The 21,887-nt window shown below is 61.9% G+C and carries 21 protein-coding genes and 1 tRNA gene; 10 read left to right on the forward strand and 12 right to left on the reverse strand.

Annotated elements, in window-relative coordinates; all coding sequences use genetic code 11:
• Positions 1-110 precede the first annotated feature (110 nt).
• Positions 111-308, forward strand: coding sequence for a hypothetical protein (locus tag FXB38_RS02755; protein WP_148749244.1), 198 nt, complete (start codon positions 111-113; stop codon positions 306-308).
• Between the two features lie 1,122 nt (positions 309-1,430).
• Complete coding sequence (locus tag FXB38_RS02760; RefSeq protein WP_148749245.1) at positions 1,431-1,730, forward strand: hypothetical protein; 300 nt, start codon at positions 1,431-1,433, stop codon at positions 1,728-1,730.
• Between the two features lie 271 nt (positions 1,731-2,001).
• Here the strand turns inward: FXB38_RS02760 and FXB38_RS02765 are convergent, their stop codons facing one another.
• Positions 2,002-2,745 carry a DUF7168 domain-containing protein gene (locus FXB38_RS02765; RefSeq protein WP_148749246.1) on the reverse strand — a complete coding sequence of 248 codons (744 nt, stop codon included), beginning with the start codon at positions 2,743-2,745 and terminating at the stop codon, positions 2,002-2,004.
• Positions 2,746-4,848: 2,103 nt separating this feature from the next.
• Here FXB38_RS02765 and FXB38_RS42530 point away from each other — a divergent pair.
• From FXB38_RS42530 to FXB38_RS02795, 4 genes are all read left to right on the forward strand, one after another.
• A complete protein-coding gene (locus FXB38_RS42530) occupies positions 4,849-5,193 on the forward strand; it encodes a DUF6894 family protein (RefSeq protein ID WP_187434621.1) in 345 nt (114 codons plus the stop codon).
• A gap of 85 nt (positions 5,194-5,278) precedes the next feature.
• A complete protein-coding gene (locus FXB38_RS02780; protein WP_148749248.1) occupies positions 5,279-5,494 on the forward strand; it encodes a hypothetical protein in 216 nt (71 codons plus the stop codon).
• A 216-nt stretch (positions 5,495-5,710) separates the two neighbouring features.
• A complete protein-coding gene (locus FXB38_RS02785; protein WP_187434622.1) occupies positions 5,711-5,923 on the forward strand; it encodes a hypothetical protein in 213 nt (70 codons plus the stop codon).
• Between the two features lie 1,089 nt (positions 5,924-7,012).
• Positions 7,013-7,594, forward strand: coding sequence for a hypothetical protein (locus tag FXB38_RS02795; RefSeq protein ID WP_148749251.1), 582 nt, complete (start codon positions 7,013-7,015; stop codon positions 7,592-7,594).
• Positions 7,595-7,597: 3 nt separating this feature from the next.
• Here FXB38_RS02795 and FXB38_RS02800 read toward each other — a convergent pair whose 3' ends face one another.
• The 9 genes from FXB38_RS02800 to pncA form a co-directional block, all read right to left on the reverse strand.
• On the reverse strand, positions 7,598-8,056 hold the full coding sequence (locus FXB38_RS02800) for a hypothetical protein (protein WP_148749252.1): 459 nt from the start codon (positions 8,054-8,056) through the stop codon (positions 7,598-7,600).
• A 5-nt stretch (positions 8,057-8,061) separates the two neighbouring features.
• The gene (locus tag FXB38_RS02805) at positions 8,062-8,490 is read right to left on the reverse strand and encodes an Arm DNA-binding domain-containing protein (RefSeq protein WP_148749253.1); all 429 of its coding nucleotides are present in this window, start codon (positions 8,488-8,490) and stop codon (positions 8,062-8,064) included.
• Positions 8,491-8,649: 159 nt separating this feature from the next.
• Positions 8,650-8,739, reverse strand: a tRNA-Ser gene (locus tag FXB38_RS02810).
• 337 nt (positions 8,740-9,076) lie between these two features.
• Positions 9,077-9,391 (reverse strand): hypothetical protein, encoded by a 315-nt coding sequence (locus FXB38_RS02820; RefSeq protein ID WP_148749254.1) that lies wholly within the window; start codon positions 9,389-9,391, stop codon positions 9,077-9,079.
• A gap of 294 nt (positions 9,392-9,685) precedes the next feature.
• Positions 9,686-10,012 carry a hypothetical protein gene (locus FXB38_RS02825; protein ID WP_148749255.1) on the reverse strand — a complete coding sequence of 109 codons (327 nt, stop codon included), beginning with the start codon at positions 10,010-10,012 and terminating at the stop codon, positions 9,686-9,688.
• Between the two features lie 236 nt (positions 10,013-10,248).
• On the reverse strand, positions 10,249-12,099 hold the full coding sequence (gene ilvD / locus FXB38_RS02830) for a dihydroxy-acid dehydratase (RefSeq protein ID WP_148749256.1): 1,851 nt from the start codon (positions 12,097-12,099) through the stop codon (positions 10,249-10,251).
• Positions 12,100-12,729: 630 nt separating this feature from the next.
• Entirely contained in the window at positions 12,730-14,763 is a 2,034-nt protein-coding gene (locus tag FXB38_RS02840; RefSeq protein WP_148749258.1) for an NAD(+) synthase, read from the reverse strand.
• A gap of 138 nt (positions 14,764-14,901) precedes the next feature.
• Positions 14,902-16,020 (reverse strand): alpha/beta fold hydrolase, encoded by a 1,119-nt coding sequence (locus tag FXB38_RS02845; RefSeq protein WP_148749259.1) that lies wholly within the window; start codon positions 16,018-16,020, stop codon positions 14,902-14,904.
• Between the two features lie 13 nt (positions 16,021-16,033).
• Entirely contained in the window at positions 16,034-16,660 is a 627-nt protein-coding gene (gene pncA / locus FXB38_RS02850) for a bifunctional nicotinamidase/pyrazinamidase (protein ID WP_148749260.1), read from the reverse strand.
• A 269-nt stretch (positions 16,661-16,929) separates the two neighbouring features.
• On the opposite strand from pncA, the gene glk reads away from it, so the two are divergent.
• The 3 genes from glk to FXB38_RS42535 all read left to right on the forward strand — a co-directional run bounded on the left by glk (position 16,930) and on the right by FXB38_RS42535 (position 18,546).
• Positions 16,930-17,898, forward strand: a complete 969-nt coding sequence (glk, locus tag FXB38_RS02855) for a glucokinase (protein WP_148749353.1) — start codon at positions 16,930-16,932, stop codon at positions 17,896-17,898.
• A 143-nt stretch (positions 17,899-18,041) separates the two neighbouring features.
• The gene (locus FXB38_RS02860) at positions 18,042-18,245 is read left to right on the forward strand and encodes a hypothetical protein (protein WP_148749261.1); all 204 of its coding nucleotides are present in this window, start codon (positions 18,042-18,044) and stop codon (positions 18,243-18,245) included.
• Between the two features lie 145 nt (positions 18,246-18,390).
• Positions 18,391-18,546 carry a hypothetical protein gene (locus FXB38_RS42535; RefSeq protein WP_187434623.1) on the forward strand — a complete coding sequence of 52 codons (156 nt, stop codon included), beginning with the start codon at positions 18,391-18,393 and terminating at the stop codon, positions 18,544-18,546.
• An 83-nt stretch (positions 18,547-18,629) separates the two neighbouring features.
• Here FXB38_RS42535 and FXB38_RS02865 read toward each other — a convergent pair whose 3' ends face one another.
• Complete coding sequence (locus FXB38_RS02865) at positions 18,630-19,007, reverse strand: response regulator (protein WP_148749262.1); 378 nt, start codon at positions 19,005-19,007, stop codon at positions 18,630-18,632.
• 111 nt (positions 19,008-19,118) lie between these two features.
• Positions 19,119-19,931, reverse strand: coding sequence for a Spy/CpxP family protein refolding chaperone (locus tag FXB38_RS02870; protein WP_148749354.1), 813 nt, complete (start codon positions 19,929-19,931; stop codon positions 19,119-19,121).
• 483 nt (positions 19,932-20,414) lie between these two features.
• On the opposite strand from FXB38_RS02870, the gene FXB38_RS02875 reads away from it, so the two are divergent.
• Entirely contained in the window at positions 20,415-21,755 is a 1,341-nt protein-coding gene (locus FXB38_RS02875) for an ABC transporter substrate-binding protein (RefSeq protein ID WP_148749263.1), read from the forward strand.
• Positions 21,756-21,887: the final 132 nt, after the last annotated feature.

Here is a 21,887-nt window from a genome sequence, read left to right on the forward strand (position 1 = left end):
TGAAACGGTCCTGAAACAATTGCCGCGTATGATTAGCGGTATTTCTGAAGAAGTTTGCTACTCGGGGTATCCCATTTCATTGCGATCTGTCTCTTTTTGGAGGCGCAACCATGGATTTGAGAACAGAGATTGCGGTCGGCGCGCGTTTCAAGCTCAGCGACCTCGGAACAATTCGTTGCCCGGAATTGGCTGGCAAGGCTGGCATCGTTGTCGCCACAAGCTCTCGGACGACCGGCATCACCATTCTGTTCGATGGTGCCAAACGACCTACCGTTTTGCACAGGGACTACATCAGCCCAAGCTTGTAAGAGGATGAACATCGCTCCGTCCCACTATTGGGCCCATCTAATGAGGTACCCAAAAAGGTCGTCAGGATAGCTGGCGCGTCTTGATTTGGTCCGTGTACAGGCGTAAATGCGTCGCGGCTTCGTACCGACTTCTTCCAATTTCCCCGCTTCAGTAGGTTTGTAATCTCCACTAGGTCACCTCGGATGGGGGCGAGACTCATGGAAATATTTCGCGCCGAGAAGATTTGCGTTGTCGAGGACAACTCAAGCAAACCCTGCCGAATCTGCGGCCAGAAAATGAAGCTTGTACGAACGGTGGTGGACTCTGACAGTGGAGACATCACTCACATGTTCGAATGCCCGTGCGGCAAGCGCCTCTGGGACGACTGAGGCGTAGCCCCGCACCAATTGTACAGAAGGGCGCCCCGCAACGGCTGGATGACGCACCGCCGACGGCTGAGGCGGTAAAGGCTGGGCGGCCGGTTCGCGCTGGCGGGGCCTTTGCCAAATTCCGATAATCCTCAGTAGTTCACCGGGGCTGTGATCAGCATCGTCCAAAACTATGCTGCCACGCCTGTGAGCGTGAGCGCTGGGTAATGGCCGACGGCCGAACGAGGGACATTCCACCTATCCTCATCTGCAATAAGTGCGGGCGGCCGATGGATTATCTTGCGACACTGCCACAGATTGCAAACCTGCCAGCAGTACATGCTTACAGATGCTTGCCGTGCTTCCGGGTCGACACAATCGAGTTGGAGTAAGGCTGCTCAAATCCTTCGGTCACCTCCTCTTTCGATAGCCTTGATGCAAGCTGCTGTTGTCGCGCTCGAAGTCGGGCCGAACATCAGCGCCGCGAAACGTTGGCGGACCGGTGCCAGTGCCGTCCTTTCTGCGTAATAAGAACGTACTTGATGATCTCGTGCGACTTCTGCAACACGCCGAGTTTGCCCCGAGCTTAGTGCCCCCTGTTATTGAGGTCCCTCTCTTCAACTGCCATCATGCCGCTCCCTGCCTATGGCCGTGTTCCAACGCCCCATAGATCAATTCACGCAGCACGTGTGATATCTTAAATTCCGTCAATGCAGAAACCGCAGCTGGCGGCTGACGTTCGACCGTTGTGGGGCGCAGCTACTGGAGACAGACATGAAGCTCATAGCAAGCGCAATCGTCATCGCGCTCGCAACGTCGTCTGCGATGGCGGCGCCGCAAACCGGCCGGCTGGACCTCTCGGTTTCGGTTCCGAGTGCGCAGAACTCGGGCGCCGGGATTCCAGGCTTTGCTGGAAACAAGAATGGTCCCGCTGTGCATCGAGGGATGACAGTTGGTTCCACTGCGGCGAAGGACCAGGCGAACCCGGCCATCAAGAATCAGGACACGGCAGAGATTGCGGGCTTGCCGGGAAGTAAGAGCGGGCCGCCCGCCAAGCCGCACGGGGGCTTGTAAGGCGCCTTCCTAAGAAGGTTCGAACCCGCGGGGAGAAATCCGCCGCGGGTTTTTGTTTCGATACCAGAGTTAGCCGCTGTCGTGGAACGCTGCAGACCAATCATCCACAAGGGAGGCCCCTATAACAACTCATCGCGCAGCGTAACTGCGGAAGACTCGATTACGTAATTTCGGTGACGCTGCACTTTACTAGCACTGGCAGCAGTGACGACAGAGGGCAGCTGATTAATGCTCTCAGCTCCGGCTGAAGCCGCGCCCCTCCCCGATGCCATCAGCTTCCCTTGGATGCGGTCCCTGACTGCGCCCCGCCAAGGCCGGGGTTGATAGCCAGCGACGCTCCCGCGGCGCCGCCGGCTTCATAGGCCGTCATCGACACCATCCGGCCGCTGCTGCGCTGGGTCCGGAGCTTGAGGTCGAGCTTGTCGAACTCTGCATCGACCACCGAGGTCTTGAGGACGACCAGCCCGCGGCCGGTGCCTTCGTTGACCTGATCGCGACCAGCCTTGATCGCCACCAGCCTGTGCGCGATCGACGCCACCATCCCGAGCGCGAAGGAGGCATTGGCCAGATGCCGCTGCTGGTGCCGGAACCGGGCGTAGTCGATCGAGGTCTTGAAGCGGCCAAGCTCGGCGCGCACGGCGCCGTCGATTAATTCGGCCAGATAATGCGCGACCTCGACATCCGCGCCGAGACCGAAGAACACATAGCTGTTCTCGCTGGCCGCGTTCTTCTCGCGCCAGACCCGACAATCGCAGAAATGAGCGATCGCGCCGATGCAGTCGTCCAGAGGAATTCGCTTCTTGCGATGGGTCTCGTAGACCCTCCGCTCGCACGGCGAGGCGCGCAGCTCGATGTCGGAGAGCGACAAATCGTGGCGATCCAACAGCTCGGCAACCTTGGCGGCAGCCGACAGCGCCTCGTCCTCCGTGCAGCCGTTGGCGATGGTCTTGGCGCGCAATGCCTGAATGCGAAGCTTCAGCTTGTCGAGCGTGGCCGGATTGAACGTCTGATTCACCGATCACCTGCCCGGGAAAGCCCGACCGACATACCCCGGTCGTATGGCGGAAGGGGTGTCTTGTCAACCTTGCTGATATTGCACACTTTTTCCGCACGCGCCGCTCGCAATCTACGGTCCTAGCCACAGTCCTTTTCGCGGCCTCGCGACCGTAGTTTGCGGCCAACTCGCGCTGTTCCGCCGGGCATCCTGCTCTCCTCCGTCAGCTCCAGGCAGATGCGCTCCATGCGCGCGAGTTCGTCGATCCCGTGATATCGCCCCATGCGGCCGATCAGACTCCGGCGGAGCATACGATCGTCAGGTCATCCGAATGCTCGGCAGACCAGCATCTGTCCAATCGCTAGCCGGAGCAAGGCGGATACACCGGCGCAGGATTCGTCGAGGCCGGACCACTCCCCTCGGGTGAGGTCGAATACAGGATTACCGCGGCGGGCCGCGCTGCCTTGTCCTGATCCGCCTTGTCTGGGGAAAAGCGCCGTTAGGTCAGCCGGTCTGTATTTTTCGAATCTGACACAAGCCATCAGCTGCTTGCGGCTGAATTGCGGAGCACGTAAGTGGGTCGGCTTTCAATAGGTCTTTTGATCGTGACAGGTTTGCTGCTCACCGCCTATTTCGGCTTGTTGGCTTGGCGCATTTCAGACGACAAAGACCTCGACATCACGGGTGGAATTCCGCACGACACATACGGATGGAAGCCGAGGTCCGCTAACTGATCGGCCGCCCATTGCGCTCTCCCTGCGCTGGACCTCCTGTTCGGCCCAACGGTTCGGCTTCGCCGGCACTTGGGAAATATACGGGTTGACCGCCTCTGGGCAATGACCGCGAGCCGATGCTGTCCAATCGGGACACGCCTCCCGCTCATGAATGGCGTGGAGCGACCTTTTGCCTGGGCGCGGCGGCAAGGTGTTTCGTCGTGCTATCGTTGGTAGGACTACTGGCGTCGGGGGTGTGGATAGGTCCGGTGTAACGCCCACGATCGGACTCCCAATCCGCATCGGACACTTGCAGAGAAGCTGTCGAACCTCACGGCGACAGCGAGGCGCAAATCTATTCCTTCTGAGGCGGAGCCTCAGGAACGCATTGCATCAATCGCGTGAGCGATCAGGATTGCAACGCTAACCGCCATGAGGAGGACCAGCAGCCAAGTGATCACGTTCGTCTCCAGCCATGGAGTTGAACGCGCTCAACTGCGCACAGTCAAAAACATCCAGCCGAAAGCCTTAACATCGCACTGGGCTGAGGCTTCAAGGCAACTGTTGCGTCCGCTGTCGGCCCTATGGGTGGAATGCTATTAAGAGAAGACCCCCAACAACGCAGGCTGCAAGCGAGAGTAAAAAGATACCCACGGAAATCCCCCGACTCATTTGGGACCAGGGACTTAGTGGGAACCTATAGCATCCAGTGCTCAGACCCAAGTTTGTCCAGACAGATTGGCCCCTCAACTCGCTGGCGACACATCCGCGTGCTCGCGAAGCATTGAGACGATCTGCGCTGCTTTGCCTGCACGGGCGCAAGAAGATTCAGAGGGGCTATAGCAAGCGTGCGGACGGCGTCGCAGCGGTCGTCGAGGGAAGCGAGATTGGTTCGGAACATTCGGGGCGCTTCGTTCGGCTGCGGCTGGAAAGGATTGTCTCAACGCACCGGATTGGCGCGACCGAGTCATTCTCGGGGTCACCGGCACTAACCATAATTGCTCGCACCGCTTGAAACACCAAATCCTAAAACCTACAGCTGGGACTTTCAGTAAGGATTTCTTTGATGATGGTCCGCTTACCCATCGCCGCGGTCGTTACGTCCGATGGAAGAAGGTCGTACTGGGTGGCAGCGGTGCCGCCAGACAACGCGACGGACGCGGTCGCGCAAGTAGTCCGCCATGTCCGCGTCATTAAGCTCTTGGAGCACCGCTTACGCGTGAAACCAGATGTGCTGCGGCCAGGGGAAGTTCGGCAGCTGTCGTTCTGACCCAACTACCTCCGCAAGAGACATTCATCTCGCTCAAAAAAGGTTCGCCATCCAGCTTTCACCGCGGGTCTATTTATCTGGTCCCCACATTGGCGGACTGAGACGCGTGCGTTCGCCGCGGCTCTTGGAGGGAGCGCCTGGATGACTCGATTCTTCTTTCATGTCCACGGGGGCATTTCTGTCTTAGATGACGTCGGGCTGGAGCTACCGGATATCGACGCTGCAGAAGCAACAGTGATCGAATTGAGCCGCCAAATTCTCAAAGAAGAACCAGAAGGTCCGATGTGGCAGGATAATGAATGGCGAGTGCAGGTTACTGACAGCCTGGCATTGGCGGGCAGACTTCCCTTGTCCGTCAGTCTTCAGTCTCGCGACATAATGCAGCGCGGCCTTTCCCTGAATGACAAGGCCCGCCAGCATGAACCGAGGAGCGGTCAGGACCGTCGCTTGTCCGTCGCCTCCCCGCTCATCGTGACTAGCCGTTGAGCAGCGCCTAAGTCACGCGACGAAGAACCTTGCGAAACAACGGGGCCTGTGCATTTTTGTTTGATGTTCTTTCAGAGGTATTTCCATGGCCGAAACCAATTGTTTGATTGTACGAGCCTACGGCAGGCAACTGGATCAACTCCGCGCAGAAGCATCAACTATTGCGCGGGAAAGCAAGATTGGCTGGTGGATCGAGCAAGCTGACAGGGGCAAGCGCTTTTGCTTTGAGAATGCTGAAGCAAAAAAGGCCTTTGCCTCGATCTGCGAAAACTTCGCCGTTCCGTACCTTGATCCCGAGTGAAAAAAGGCGCGGCAGCATGTACCGGCGAGTTCGACTTATGAGCAATCGCGGCCCAGCACACCTGCGTCCGGCGAGGCGCGCCGGGCCTGACCATTCCCCGCTTCCCCCGAGAGGTTTGGCTGAGCTGATCATAAAGCGATTCTTACGGCGCTCATACGTGGTTGTGCAACCCGCAGAGCCTCGCCGGTCTCGCTGGTTACTGACCGGATGAAGGCTATGATGAACGTAAAAGGTGCCGCTGGATATCGCGGGTTGCAACACACGCCAGATTTTCAACAGGCCACAGGCGCCATGCATCGACCGCGAATCAGAATCGAGATCGGTTCTCATGATCCCGCTTTTGCTGAACTTCCTGACAGTCTTCTTCATCATAGCAGGCTTGGTGCTGCTTTGGATGAACCTGCGAGCATCGCGGCGAAACAGAATTAATATCACCCAGCAGAAGCATCGTGAGCAGACCAAGCCTGACCAGTTCCAGAATTAACCCGCAGCGCGGACATCAATCTTAATTTGAGACTGTGATTGCGGCGGCGCATTGGAGCGTTAGCTTTGCGCACCGGACATTGCCCCGTCCGGGTCCACCCAGGCGAAGCCTTCGCGCCATCATACTCGGCGCGTTGGCTTCGTTCGCTGGCCACACGCGCGAGTGTCGTTTTGAAGAGGTCACCGAAACACGAGACTCTCGACCTTGCCGAGATGCGCCGGCAGATCACGGCGCTGCGCTCCCGGCACTCGGAAAATCTGCAGATCACATATCTGTTGAACAGGCTGCTGATTAAGATTGCATATCTCAGTGAACCGGAGAGCGCAGCTCACGCGGAGCAGCTGCGCGAAGCGTTCGCCACAACGATGGCGGATATCGAGAAACGCATACGACCGTAATCGCCGGTCGGTGATACGTAGGTTCGCACCGTAGCTTGTCGAAGCGAACCTCATCGCTCATAAGAATTCGATCGGGACTTCAATACGATCGTCGTTCTGATGTGGAGGAGTGGATATCCTCGCCGATGCGAGGACCAGGGCCCAATAGCTCACCCCCTCCCTCGGGAGGGTGACGTTAGGATAAGACAAGGGGTGTCCTGTCAACCGGCTTGATTCGAAGCCCTTCTAGGTCCGCTGCAGACAATGCACGGTCGGAGCTTTAGGCGAAGCGCTTGCCTCGAACAACCAAGCCGCGCGCGAGAAGGTGTTATCGCTTTGGGTGCTCAGGAGCCAGCATGATGGGAGCTTCCACAGACGAGAGCCGCTATCGGCCATCTCGGCCTCAGCCAGACGACTGCGGATGCGACGGGCCTTTCTCTCGCTCGGTTGAACCCTAGGGCTTTGCCTTTCTCGGCCTGCAATTGGAGGTGCCTAGCGTAGTCGGCTGCCGCCAGCAAAGCGGAGATCATCTCGTCCAGTGACAACGCTTTGAAAGTGGCTACGATGCCTGTCACGCAGCCTCCGGATTTAAGCCGGAGGCTAGACTTTGCGCAGAATACGGCCAAGTTGGCTTGGCGGGGTCTAAGGGGGCGGGAAATGGACAAGGATCTCAAGGCCAAGGTAACCGGCAAGGCTGACGTCTACCTGCATAACCATCTCGCGAATTCGGCTTACTGGTTCAAACGCCAGATTGAGAAGAAGATCGAATCCGGCGACAGAACCGGCATAGCCTTCGACTATCTGGCTTGCGCGACCTCGATCGCGTTCACCAACGAGGCCCACATCAATTTCTTCGGCATGAAGTGCGTCAAGGGTTATATCGAGCGCGACCCAATCGAGAGCAAGGTCGCCGTGGTTTTCAACGCCTTCAAGATGCCGATTGTCTGGGAGACCCGGCCGCTGAGTTCATTCCGGACCATGAAGAACCTGCGAGACACACTCGCTCACGGCAAACCGGCCGAAATCCGTTACGACAACGTGACCAGCGCCACGCCTGACCAGCAGAACATCATCGATAACCTGAAAGCCGACTGGCAGAAGGCGCTGACCCACGAGCCAATCATGACGGCCTACAAGGACATGGACGACCTGTTCAAGCAGTTGCTGGAGAAATCCGACCTGAAGCTGTTCGATACGATCGAGCAGACCAACTACACCATCAGCCTGATCGAGAAGTGAGGCTCACTCCTCGCCGTCATCATCGTCATCCAGCCAAGAGTCATCGTCTTCGCCGAAATGGTCGTCTACTCGATAGACGCCCGTGCGGTATGGGAAGGTGGCATATTCGCGCGTCTTGAATCCAGAGAACCCCATCGCGATAGCGAGGACGGTCCCCTGTATCCGCAGCTTGCCGCTTTCGGACGTGATCGTGCCAACCCGAACAATGCTGCTCACGTCCACGCTGCCAGATACCCAGCGACCGTGGGCTGAAGATGATGTGGCCTCGAACCGGTCGAAAGTGAACTCGACGCTCACGTTGTTTGCCCTCCTGATGCCATCCGTCGTCTGCCCCGCTCCCTTGTCTACCGAGTTCTGCTTCGCGAAGCTGTGCAGTCCCTGCACCAGGATGAGATCGCCGGGCTTGAGCAGAGCCGACAGCACGCCTCTCTCCAGATCGTCCGATATATTGGCGATGGTCATCTTCTCTAGTCGCGAAGCGAGTTGCGCCACTGCTGGCGGTGCTTGGGATTTTTCCACCCGGCTTCGTGCGTGGTAATGTACTGCTCGGCGTAGTCCTTGAAGCTGATAGCCTTTGCGGCTTCCACCTTGGCTGCGGTGCGCAGCTCGTTCCTATGCTCGATGGGGTCTTTGCCCTCCCGGAGCAATTTCCGAACTCTGTCAGCCGCCTCTCGCGCCTCCGCAAGGCTCTTGCGCGCCGCGTCGGCGCTGCTGTTCGGAGCCGCGCCCAAACCCATGTAGCGCTCTTTGCCGCTGATGGGGGATTTGTACCGAAACACCCACGAGCGGCCCCCGCGTGGATCAACGTCAAGACGTAATCCGCCGCCATCCGAAAGCTTCGCGCCCGGCCCAGCATTCTTGACCTGAAGAGCCGTCAAAACGTGGAGCGCGCCCATAAAAGTGTCCTCCAAAACCCACGTCTTACCCCACGTCAAAACCGTAGATTGGGGTAGAGTTCGGAGGAGACATTTAGATCAGATAAGGCAGAAAGTCACGCAAAACCAGCCGCTTGCGCGCAGCACTAAGACGTGGAGAGATGAGTGAAGATGAGATGGTGGCGGAAGGGGTGGGATTCGAACCCACGGTACCCTTGCGGGCACGCCGGTTTTCAAGACCGGTGCCTTAAACCACTCGGCCACCCTTCCAAGACTTGAAATTGCTAGGCTTTTCGCCGCTTCGCAGAGACCATTCGAGGACTCTGCTACCGCTTTGCTACCCAACGTCGTCGGTGCGCTTCTTTATGGCGGCTCGCATGGCGTCGTCAACCGCTGCGGCTGCCCCACCTGCATGTTCGGCATCAGGTGTGAATAGAGTGGCCTGCCATCGGCGTGCGTAGGCGTATGGCGGACAGGGCGAGGCATGCCGCCATCGAAACAAGGCGCCGGCCGGTATCAAATTGTCGATTACTGGTAGGTCGGAGCGCACGCGGGCTACTGCGCGTCGTGTGCGGACGAAGGGAGCCCGCCGTTTCACGCATCTTTGCTAATTGGCGGTGCTGCCGCTCTTGTTGGCGGTGCTGCCGCTCTTGGCCTTGGATGACTGCTTCACAACCGGCTTGGCCGGCGCGGCCGACTTCTTCGACGCATCATCGCCGCGGGCAGTTCCCCACGGATCGACCGCCTTCTGGTCCGGAACATTGTTGAGGGAGCGTTGATAGGCGCGCGCAGCCCGCTCATCGTCCGCCTTCTGTGTCGCCGTCTTCGCCTTGGGCTCTTCGCCAGGCCCTAGCATATGTTCCTCCGCCAGCGCGGGGGCGGCCATCAGGGCAAGCAAGACGGCGACGGCGATTTTGTGCATCGAGAAACTCCCCGTTCTGCGACGAGCATAACACCGCGCCGATTGCGGTAGCAATGCAGCCGGGCGTGAGTTGGATATGACGCTGATCGGACGATCTGTCAGGTGCGCGTCAGTTTGGTCCTCTAGCCTCGATCAGGACTGGTGACACCTCCCAGGGCGTCGCCGGTCGCGAGGCCCGGTTGGAGTCACCTCTATTTCCGGGCCTCGTTTGGCTTCGCCCGCAAAAGAAAACGCGGCGCCTTTTGGGGGCACCGCGCGAAGTCTGTTTGTTGCAACGGTTGTTGTTGCGTTGCCTCAGTAGCCGCAATTGCCGCAGCGAGGCGCGACCGGGGCGTAATAGGAATAGCCCGGCGAGACCATCTCGACACGCTGGCGCGTGGCGTATTGCGGCGGGATTTGCTCGTACTGGACGCTCGGCGGCGCCACCATCACGGTCTGCGGCACCATCACGGTGCGGTACTGCGCCGGCGTGCGATGCGCGACCGTCGCACCTGGCGACACCATCACGGTCTCGTCGACGGCGCGGTATTGCGGCGCGACGTATTGCTGCTGATAGCAGGTCGTGCACGGCTGCGGCGGCGCGTAGCAATTGTAGCAGCCGGCGGAGGCTGCGGTCGTCATGGCAATGGCAGCGACGACTGTTGAGAAAACGACAGCAAGAGTACGAGACATTGTGGTAGCGCCCCAGTTGCCCGAAATGGATTTGCGAAGGTCGCCGCAGTATACGCCGCAAAACCCATGGCTGCCGAAGTTCGTCGGGGCATCCTTAATGCGAACGGCCGGCTTTCACCGGCCGTTCAGAACTTGTTGACCATGCACGACCGCGACGTTTGCGATCGGGCCCGCGCAAGACGCGCCTACTTCGTGCGCCGCTTCACTTCGCGCACGGCGCCGCGCGCGGCGCTGGTGGTGAGCGCAGCGTAGGCCTGCAGCGCGGTCGAGACGTTGCGCTTGCGGGCTGCGGGCTGCCAGGCGGCGTCGCCCTTGGCGTCTTCGGCGAGACGGCGCGCAGCGAGCTCCTCGTCAGAAACCTCGATGTTGATGCTGCGGTTCGGAATGTCGATGGCGATACGATCGCCGGTGCGAACCAGACCGATGTTGCCGCCTTCGGCCGCTTCCGGCGAGAGATGGCCGATGGACAGACCCGAAGAGCCGCCCGAGAAGCGTCCGTCGGTGACGAGCGCGCAGGCTTTGCCGAGGCCCATCGATTTCAGATAGCTGGTCGGATACAGCATCTCCTGCATGCCGGGGCCGCCGCGCGGGCCTTCGTAGATGATGACCACGATCTCGCCGGCGACAACCTTGCCGCCCAGAATGCCCTCGACGGCCGCGTCCTGGCTCTCGAACACGCGGGCGGGGCCAGAGAATTTCAGGATCGAGGCATCGACGCCCGCAGTCTTCACGATGCAGCCGTCCTGCGCGAGGTTGCCGTAGAGCACGGCGAGGCCGCCGTCCTTGCTGAAGGCGTGCGCGAGATTGCGGACGACGCCTTTCTCACGGTCGGCATCGAGCTCGTCGTAGCGGCGCTCCTGGCTGAAGGCGACCTGGGTCGGGATGCCGCCGGGCGAGGCACGGAAAAAGGTACGCACCGCCTCGCTTTTCGAGCGCTTGATGTCCCAGCGCTCCAGCGCCTCGTTCATGGTCGGCGCGTGCACGGTCGAGACCGAGGTGTCGATCAGGCCGGCGCGATCGAGCTCGCCCAGGATGCCCATGATGCCGCCTGCGCGATGCACGTCCTCGACATGCACGTCGGCAACTGATGGTGCAACCTTGCACAGCACAGGCACGCGGCGCGACAGCCGGTCGATATCCTGCATGGTGAACGCGACCTGCCCTTCATGGGCGGCGGCGAGCAGATGCAGCACGGTGTTGGTCGAGCCGCCCATCGCAATGTCGAGCGTCATGGCGTTCTCGAACGCCTTGAAGTTCGCGACGTTGCGCGGCAGCACAGAGGCGTCGTCCTGCTCGTAGTAGCGGCGGACGAGATCGACGATGGTGTGACCGGCCTCGACGAACAGGCGTTTGCGATCGGCGTGGGTCGCGACCACCGTGCCGTTGCCGGGCAGCGCCAGGCCGAGCGCCTCGGTCAGGCAGTTCATCGAGTTCGCGGTGAACATGCCCGAGCAGGAGCCGCAGGTCGGGCACGCCGAGCGCTCGATCACCTTGACGTCCTCGTCGCTGACCTTGCTATCGGCCGCGGCGACCATGGCATCGATGAGATCGACGGCCTTGGTCTTGCCCTGCAGCTTGACCTTGCCGGCCTCCATCGGGCCGCCCGAGATGAACACGGCGGGGATGTTGAGCCGAAGTGCGGCCATCAGCATGCCGGGCGTGATCTTGTCGCAATTGGAGATGCAGACGAGCCCGTCGGCGCAGTGCGCGTTGGCCATGTACTCGACGCTGTCGGCGATCAGCTCGCGCGACGGCAGGCTGTAGAGCATGCCGTCATGGCCCATGGCGATGCCGTCATCGACCGCGATGGTGTTGAACTCCTTGGCCACGCCGCCGGCCTGCTCGATCTCGCGGGCGACCAGCTGGCCGAGGTCCTTGAGATGGACGTGGCCGGGCACGAACTGCGTGAAGGAGTTGACGACCGCGATGATCGGCTTGCCGAAATCGCCATCCTTCATGCCCGTCGCGCGCCAGAGGCCGCGGGCGCCCGCCATGTTGCGGCCGTGGGTGGTGGTGCGGGAGCGATAGGCTGGCATGGCGGTTTCCGTCCTCGGGTTTGGCCGGCCGGGCGGGAAATATCGAAGCCGCCTCAGGCCTTTCCGGCCGGATAGCGCACGGGCCGGGCGGGCGCAACGAGAACTTGCCTTTGAAAGCCTCGGATTGGTCTATCGCAGGCCTCCCCTGCTTCCGGCGCGTGGGCACAGGCAATCTCAGCCGTCATGCCCGGGCTTGTCCCGGGCATCCACGTTCTTGATGCCGCCGAAAAGGTCGTGGATGGCCGGGACAAGCCCGGCCATGACGAAGCAGTTACTGCAAAGTCGGATCGAGCCGATCGCGGAACCAGTCGCACCTTGCTGCTTTCAGGCGCATGCATCCGCGCGCAAAATCAAGCGCGATTAAATCCGTAGTGAACCGGAATGGAGTCCTAACCCTGTCTCGCGTACATCGCGGGACATCGATCGGCGGCCTTCCAAGGGCATCACCCTCTGATCGCGCACCACGGGGTTGGGGGACCATCTGGGGCGGGGGATCAAAGGCTGGGGCAAGGTTACGAGGTCCGGACTCCTAGGCACTCCGGACCTCGTGCTTTCTTCATCGAACGCAATTTCGCGCCGCCGGCTCTGTGAGCCGTGCGGCGCGAAGTCGTTCTGGACTGCGCTCTCCGCTTACTTCGGCACGTTCCGCTCGAGATCCTCGAGCCAGGCCGCAGCACTCGAATCCGACGGCGCACGCCAGTCGCCGCGCGGCGACAGCGATCCGCCGGCCGAGACCTTCGGTCCGTTCGGCATCGCCGAGCGCTTGAACTGGCTGAAGGCGAAGAAGCGGCGCAGGAACACTTCAAGCCAGCGCCGAATTTCCGGAAGATCATAGGCGCGGCGCTTGTCGGCCGGAAATGCCGGCGGCCATTCGCCCTTGGCGACGTCCTTCCAGGCCTGGAACGCCATGAAGGCGATCTTGGACGGCCGCAGGCCGAAGCGCAGTGTGTAGAACAGGTTGAAATCCTGCAGCTCGTAGGGCCCGATGGAGGCCTCGGTGCTCTGCGGCTTCTCGCCCGGCTTGACTGGGACCAGCTCCGGCGAGATCTCGGCCGACAGGATCGAGGCCAGCGTCCCGTTCACGTCACCGCTGAATTGCTTCGAGGCGATCACCCAGCGGATCAGATGCTGGATCAGCGTCTTCGGCACGCCGGCGTTGACATTGTAATGCGCCATCTGGTCGCCGACGCCATAGGTGCACCAGCCGAGCGCGAGCTCGGAGAGATCGCCGGTGCCGATCACGATGCCGCCATGGTGGTTGGCGAGCCGGAACAGATAGTCGGTGCGCAGGCCTGCCTGCACATTCTCGAAGGTGACGTCGTAGACCTTCTCGCCAGTGCCGAAGGGATGGCCGATGTCTTTCAGCATCTGCGTGGCGGTGGTGCGGATGTCGAGCTCCTGCCAACTCGTCTGCAACGCCTTCATCAGCGCCAGCGCATTGGTCTTGCTCTCGCTGCCGGTGGCAAAGCCCGGCATGGTGTAGGCCAAAATATTCTCGCGCGGCAGGCCCAAGAGATCGACGGCCTTGGCGGCGACGATCAGCGCATGGGTGGAATCAAGACCGCCCGATACGCCGATCACGACGCGCTTGGTGCCGGTCGCGCGCATGCGCTGCACCAGGCCTGCGACCTGGATGTTGTAGGCCTCGTAGCAATCCTGCTCGAGCAGGCTTTCATCGCTCGGCACGAACGGGAAGCGCTCGACCTTGCGCAGGAAGCCGATGTCGGCCGCAGGCGGCTTCAGGGTGAAGCTAACTTTGCGGAAACGGCCCTCGCGCTGCCGGCGATTGTCGTCGAACGTGCCCATCAGGGCGCGCTCCTGTCTCAGCAGGTCGAGGTCGACGTCGGCCAGCGTGATCTGGCCCGCCTGCCGGAATCGCTCGCCCTCGGCCAGCAGCACGCCGTTCTCGTAGATCGAGGTCTGGCCATCCCAGGCGAGGTCGGTGGTGGATTCCCCTGCCCCGGCGGCGCAATAGACATAGGCCGCAAGGCAGCGCGCCGAGGTCGACTGGCACAGCAGCGCGCGCGAACGCGCCCGGCCGATCGTGATCGGGCTGCCCGACAGATTGATCAGCACGCTCGCGCCGGCCAATGCGAGCTCGGAGGCGGGCGTCACCGGGATCCACATGTCCTCGCAGATCTCGACGCCGATGGTGAGGCCTGGGACATCCTCGGCGGCAAACAGCAGGTCGGTGCCGAATGGCGCGTGGAGCTTGCCGATAGCGACCGCCTCGCCGGCGATGCCGGCGCCGGAGGCGAAATGGCGGCCCTCGTAGAATTCGCGATAGGTCGGCAGATAGCTCTTGGGCACCACTCCCAAAATGCTGCCGCGGTGAATGACGGCGGCGCAATTGTAGATGCGATTGCCAAAGCGCAGCGGTGCGCCGACGATCAGCACGGTCATCAGCGCCGTGGAGGCCTCGACGATCGACACAAGCCCGCGCTCGACGGCGTCGAGCAGCGGATCCTGCTTGACGAGATCTTCGATCGCATAGCCGGACAGGCACAGCTCGGGAAACACGGCCACCGCGACCGATTGCGCGTCGCAGGTTTTTGCCGCCGCCATGACCGCCCTCGCATTGGCCGCGGGATCGGCCACATGGGAGGTGGTGACGCAGGCCGCAACGCGCGCAAACCCGTGGGCGTAGATCGAGTGGAAGCTCATCGGGCAAAGGACCTTAAATCTTGCCGGACCGGCCGCCGGCGCTGGACTCTATGTAGCCCATCGACCGCGCCCCGTGCAGGCCATCCGCCATCATGCATAACCGCTTTGCAGCTTCGCCGGCCGGCTTTTTTGGCAGAATCACGCGCTGCGCGCGAGCACGCCGGAGAGGTCGTTGCGCAGCCATTCCGCGATCCGGGGCCACGCGTGCGCATGGGTCCGCGCGCCCATGAACAGCCCGAGATGGTTGCTCGGCTCGGAGGCCGCTGCGACGAAAGCCGGCGGCGTACCGATGAGGCTGGCGGTCGCGAGTGCCTGCGTGGCCGGCACGACATCGTCGTCGAGCCCGGCCAGCAGAAAGACCGGCGCCTTGACGTCCTTCAGGTCGATCGCGCGGCCGAGTGCCGTGAAATTGCCTGACGCGATCCGGTTCTCTCGAAAGATCCAGTTGACGATCTGGAGATAATAGGTGCCCGGCAGGTCGAGCGTCTCGGTGTTCCAGCGCTCGAAGCGCGCGAGCAGGGCCGCGCCCTCCGCGTCCGAGAGGTCTTTCTGCAACGACGCCGCGACGTCGTCACGGCAGGGCGCCTTCGACCAGACCCGCAGCATCTCCTCGCCGCTGACATTGCCGCCGCCGCGCGCGACGAGCTGGTCGTAGACGATCCCGGGCGCGTTGCGGGCGAGTTGCGACAGCCTGGACTCGATCGAAAGGTCGACCGGCGCACCGGCCAGCACCAGCCGCCGCACCTTGGCCGGAAACCGCGCCGCATAGAGCAGCGACAGCCAGCCGCCCTGGCACAGGCCGACCAGATCGACCGGCGCGCCGATCTCGTCGATGGCGACGTTGAGATCGCCGAGATAGCTGTCGATCGAGAGATAGCGCATGTCGGGCGTGGCGGAGCGCCAGTCGGTGAGATAGATTCGTTCGAGGCCGCCCTGCTGCAGCGACTGCACCACGCTGTGACCGGGTGCAAAATCGGCAATCAAGGCCCGATGCAGCGCATAGGGCGCGCAGACCAGAGCCGGCTGACCGGATCGCGTCCGCGAACAATCGCGCAGCCGCATAGTGGCGAGCTCCAGCGCCACGATGCCGCGTGTGGTCCAGGGAAGGTCGCCCTCGCCCTGCTCCGCCGGGCCGCGCTCCAGCCACCAGAAGCAGGCGTCCATGGCGAGACGTGCCGCCGCAAACGGCCACAGCACGGGGTCATCGGAACCGCGCCCCGCTCCACCGGGCTGTTGACCGCTCTTCCCCGCCGCCATTACCGCATCATCCTCACAAAAACGCCTCCAGGCTGACCACGGAGATGCCGAGCTCCCTGAAGCTGTGATGGGTCGCTGCGACCGAGCCGTCGAGGTCGATGCCACGGCAGGCGTCCTCGATCACGGCAACCTCGAACCCCGCCTTGCGCGCATCCTCCGCGGAAAAACGGACGCAGAAATCGAGCGCCAGGCCGGCGACGAAAACCGTCTTCAGCTCGCGCTCCCTGAGATAGCCGAGCAAACCGGTCGGCGTCCTGTGGTCGTTCTCGAACAGCGCCGAATACGAATCGATCCCGCGGCGGAAACCCTTGCGCACCACAAGGTTCGCGCGGGTGACCTCAAGCTCCCGATGGAATTCGGCGCCGGCCGTGCCCTGGACGCAATGCGCCGGCCAGAGCACCTGGGTGCCGTAGTCGAGCTCGATGGTCTGGAACGGCTGGCGGCCAGCATGGTTCGGCGCGAAGGAGACGTGGTCGCCCGGGTGCCAGTCCTGCGTCAGCACCACATTGGCGAATTTTTGGGCGATCCGGTTGATGGCGGGGACGACCTTCTCTCCGCCGGGAACGGCGAGCGCCCCGCCCGTGCAGAAATCGTTCTGCACGTCGATCGCCAGCAGCACGTCGCGGTCGGTTATCTTCATCGCAAGGCCCCATGTCGTCCGTCCGGCGCAACGGGCGCCGCCGCTGTCATCAATGTCGATCTTCCCGCGCCGCTTCGCAACCTCCGACACCCTACAACGATGTCGCGCGAACGGCCGGCTGATGCTCCTGGATGCAACGCTTTGGCCTCGTCCGTGTTGACTAGCTGTACGCGAGGGCGGAATCTCTGATATCCGCGACATACGGATCGCGGCGAAGGCGTGGAGGAAAGGGTTCCCAAAGCCTGCAAGGCTAAGGTAGCCAAATGGTCATGAGTATCGGCAAGACAGGAAACATTCTTCTCGCCGATATCGGCGGTACCAATGCGCGCTTCGCGCTGAGCAATGGCGAGCAGATCGGACCGATCGACTATGTGAAGGTCGCCGACCATCCGACGGTCCGCGAAGCCATCGCCGACGTGCTGCGGCGGGCCGACAGCGAGAAGCCGGTCAGGGCCGTCCTCGCCGTCGCCGGTCCCGTCACCAATAACCGCTGCGTCATGACCAACAGCCCCTGGGTGATCGACGGCAACGAGCTTCAGTCGGCGCTCGGCTTCGACAGCGCCCACGTGCTCAACGATTTCGAGGTGGTGGCCTGGTCCCTGCCCGCCTTGCAGCCGGCCGACCTGATTCCGCTCGGCGGACAGGATGGCATGTCCGGGGAGCCGCTGCTGGTGGTCGGGCCCGGGACGGGTTTCGGCGTCTCCTGCCTGGTCGAGCGCCATGGCTCCCGGCTGGCCGTCGTCACGGAGGCCGGTCATGCCACCCTGCCGGCTGAGACCGAGCGCGAGGAGCGCGTCATCGCCGCCATGCGCCGGCGCTTCGGCCATGTCTCCATCGAGCGCGGCGCCCTCTCCGGCTCGGGGATGCAGTCCCTCTACGAAGCGATGGCCGAGGTCGATGAAGCCCAGGTGCCCCAACGCGATGCGGCGGCGGTCACCAAGGCGGCGCTGGACGGGACTTGCGAGCTCAGCCGTGCCACGCTGGAGATGTTTTGCGCCATCCTCGGCTCGGTTGCCGGCAACCTCGCGGTGACCTTCGGCGCCAGAGGCGGCGTCTACATTGCCGGCGGGATCGTGCCGCGCTTTCCGGAATTCCTTTCGGCTTCAGCGTTCCGCGCGCGTTTCGAAGCCAAAGGGCGCTTCCAGGACTATTTGCGCAATATCCCGACCCGTCTCGTCATGAAGCCCGATGCAAGCTTCGTCGGCCTGAAGATGTTCGCCGACCACAATCTGGATTGAGGCGCGCCGGACCTCGTACCCTCCGTTAAGCAATTCACAGCTGATTGCAGCACTCGCGCGGTTCCACGCAGGATCGTGCTTGCCCTGTTGTTTCCGATGAGAAACAATTCAAGGAGTGTGTGGCGTAGGTACGGGGGCGTGACATGCGTAAGCAGGATGTGGGCTTCGACTATCACCGCTATCACCGGCTGCTGACCGAGGCAGACGATGACGACAAGCGCATGGCGCTGATCGAGCTGTTGATCGAAGAGAAGGCCCGGGACCGGTTGGCCGCCCAGCGCGCCTCCGACCGCGCCGCCATGACGGCCCACACCATCGCCACGGTGCTAAATGCCGGCCGCAACTAAGGCTTGCAGGCCCCCTGTCGCCCGGCCAACGAGTCCGCGATCGGTTGCGATTCCGTTAACGATCTCTCGCAAGCCTATGTCAAACTCTTTGCTCTAAGAGTTCCCTCACCTGATGCAATTCAGGATCAACACAGGGGGAATGAACATGAGCATGATTTCGCTCGCCGAAATGCCGGCTGCCGTCCAGACCCGGTCGACTGACTATTCTCTTAAAGCCATTATCATCTTCTGCGGCATGGGGCTCATCGCCTCGTTCGGCCTGATGGCGCACGGCGTTGACCTCAGCGCAGGCCTGATCTGAGACACTGACGACTCTTTCGTCCTAAATGTCCGCCCCTGTCGGGCGGCCATTTTCGTTGGGCGATGTCGCGATCGTTGACAGTGTCAGTGGGGGGCCTTCGCGGGCGTATCGGGAAACAGCGAGTCGATCATGATCCTGAGCTGGTCGAGCGCAATCGGCTTGCGCAGGATCGGCCGGCGCCGCAGCAGTGACGGCAGCAATTCCGGCCCATAGCCCGTCGCGAACAAGAACGGCTTGCCGCGGCGCTCGATCAGATCGGCGACCGGATCGACGTAAACACCCATCAGATTGATGTCGAGGATCGCGAAATCGTACTGCGCCGTCATCGCAAAGGCGCTCGCATCGCGCACATTGTCCGCTTCCGCGACGACATGGTGACCAAGCTCCTCCACCATGTCAGCCATCATCATCCGGATCAACGCCTCGTCTTCGACCAGGAAAACGGAGAGCCTGTCCGCCATTATCAACCTCTCAGCCGCCTTGCGCAGCTAAGCATACCCCATTTGCGAGAAGGATTCACGAATTCGTGGCCTTCAAATTCCACCAATGCATGCAATCCGACTCAAGCTTGATCAATCCAGGCCGCGCTCATGGCTGAGGCGCACCATCTCCTGGATGAAAACCTGCTTCTGCTTGTCGTCGAGGCTCGAGAACAACGGTTCGGCGGCGTCGGCGACGTTGCGCTGATCGGAGGCGCGGTCGATCAGGAATTGCGCCTCGTTGCGCATCTGCTCGATGATGTCGTCGGGCGGATCCCGCTTGGCGCGCTCGATCCGCAGATTGAGCCGCTCGGCGCCGTTATGCCCGAGATAGTGCATCGCGCTCGAGAAGCCGAACCAGTGCTTCTCCTGATCGGGCGTGAGGTTCAGCTCGGTCTTGATCCGCTCGATGTAGGAATCGCTGTTGGAGACAATCTGGTCGGCGGTCAGTTGCGGCGCGCCGGGCTGGGTCAGGACCGTAACGTCCTTATCCCCGGTATCCGCTGGAGCGTTCTTGGCCTCCTTGCCCGCCTTGGCGCCCTTGCCGGCTTTCGCGCTCTTGGCATCCTTGTCCTTGGCGGCGCCCGGCTGCTTTGAGTCCTTCGCATCCTTGGATGCGTCCTTGCTCCCGTCCTTGGCAGCCGGCGCCTGACCATTGTTGTTCCCGACGCCGAGCACACCGGTGAAGACGCCGACCACGCCGCCGATGGCGCCGCCGAGAACGCCACCGACGGGACCTGCCGCCTTGTTACCGGCCGCAGCGCCGTCCTGAACGCCCTTGACCAGACCTTGTGCATTCGCAACTGCGGCCGCGCCGATCAGCACTGTCACAACGGAGCCGAGCGCGAGCCATCGTCGCAGGCGAAGCCGCGCAGGCGGCGCCGGGTTGATCTTCTGGGTCTTCATCTCGATCTGCTTGCCCTCTGGAAACGGCAGGCCTCCTGCCGGTTGCAACTCTATCGTTTTCGCGGCGCCGAGGTCTAGGCGCGGACCATCGCTGTCCCCGTTTGAAAGGCCTTTGGCGCGAAGCGGTTATGCAGGCTTATTCGGAACTGCGGCGTAATTGCGCACGGATCGTCCCCAGCTGTCGCACTCCGAAGTGTGCGTCGCAATAAGAGCAGCGGTAGCTCATGCTTGGCTCATGCTCGGCGCACGCCGCAGCCTTTCCCTACACAACGTTAGTTCTAGAGAGTGAGACGTTCGGCTTTCTCGACAGACGTAATCAATCATGATCTGATCGCGCTACCAATTAGCCGTGTCCCGCGCGTGATTAGCCGCCCGGGGATAACGACGCCAACAAGAAACGTCCAACAACAAAATCAAAAAACAAACTCAGGAAAGTCAGAGGAAACGAAAGAATAATAAAACACACCAAGGCGAGGAAACGAGATGTCACGCAAGACACTGACACGACGTCAATTTGTGGCAGCCACTGCAATGTCCTCCACGGCGTTGATCGCGGCGCCCTATGTCCGAGGCGCTTACGCCGCCGGCAAGCTCTCGATCGGCTTCTGGGACCACTGGGTGCCCAACGCCAACGACGCCTCCACCGCGCTCGTCAAGGAATGGGCCGACAAGGAGAAGGTCGAGGTTTCGATCGACTACATCACCAGCAACAACAAGAAGATTGAGCTGACCGCAGCGGCCGAAGCGCAGGCCAAGTCCGGTCATGACATTCTCCAGATGCCGAGCTGGTGGCCGCACGCCTATTCAGAAAATCTCGAGCCGCTCAACGACGTCATGGAGCCGCTCATCAAGCAGAATGGCGAGGTCAACGGCACCGTCAAATATCTGGGACAGTCGGGCGGCAAATGGCTCGCCGTGCCCGCGACGCCAGGAAGCCAGATCAAGGGTCCCTGCTCCCGCATCGATCTCATGAAGAAGCATGCGGGCATCGACGTGCAGGAGATGTATCCGGCCGGCAGCCCGCCGAAAGCCGACAACTGGACGATGGAGACGTTCCTGAAGGCGGCGGAAGCCTGCCATAAGGCCGGCTTCCCGTTCGGCATCGGTCTCGGCGAAACCACCGACAGCGTCGACACGGCGGGGGCGATCTTCCAGTCGTTCGGCGCCGAGCTCGTCAACGCCAAGGGCGATGTCACGGTCAAGACCGACGAGGTGCGGCAAGCGCTCGAATTCTACAAGAAGCTGATCGCCGTGCTGCCAACGGATGCGCCGTCCTGGGATGACGCCTCCAACAACAAATGGCTGATCTCGGGCCGCGGCGCGATGATCCTCAACCCGCCAAGCGCCTGGGCCGTCGCCAAGCGCGACGCACCGCAGGTCGCCGAGCAATGCTGGACGCACGGCTTCCCAGCCGGCCCGAAGGGACGCTTTGCGCCGTTCCTGCCCTATTTCTGGGGCGTCTGGAGCTTCGGGAAGAACAAGGAGGCGGCCAAGAGCCTGCTCATCCATCTGTCCTCGCCGGCGGCGATTGAAAAATTCGTCGCGGCGAGCGGCGGCTACGATCTCCCGGCCTACGCGAACATGACGAAATTCAAGACCTGGGCCGAGGAAGGGCCGCCGAAGGGCACGCTCTTCCACTATCCGGATCCCTACAAGCAGCAGACGATGTCGATCGCAGCGTCGCCGGCGCCGCCGAAGATCGCCCAGCAGATCTATTTCCAGGCGACGCTGACCAAGATGGCGCTGCGCTTTGCGCAGGGCGAGAAGATGGACACGGCGCTCGCCTGGGCCGAGGGCGAGTGCGAGGGCTTCATGCGGACCTGAGCCGGGTGTGTGCCATGGCGGTTCGCGCTTTCGGGCGTGAGCCGCCAAGGCGCGCTTTCGTTCCGTCCGCATGTTCCTGAGGCCGACCGCTCGCCAGCTTCACCGTTGAACGTCCCTCAGAAAGTTTGACCA

The sequence above is a fragment of the Bradyrhizobium cytisi genome (assembly GCF_008123515.1).
GTDB lineage: Bacteria > Pseudomonadota > Alphaproteobacteria > Rhizobiales > Xanthobacteraceae > Bradyrhizobium > Bradyrhizobium cytisi.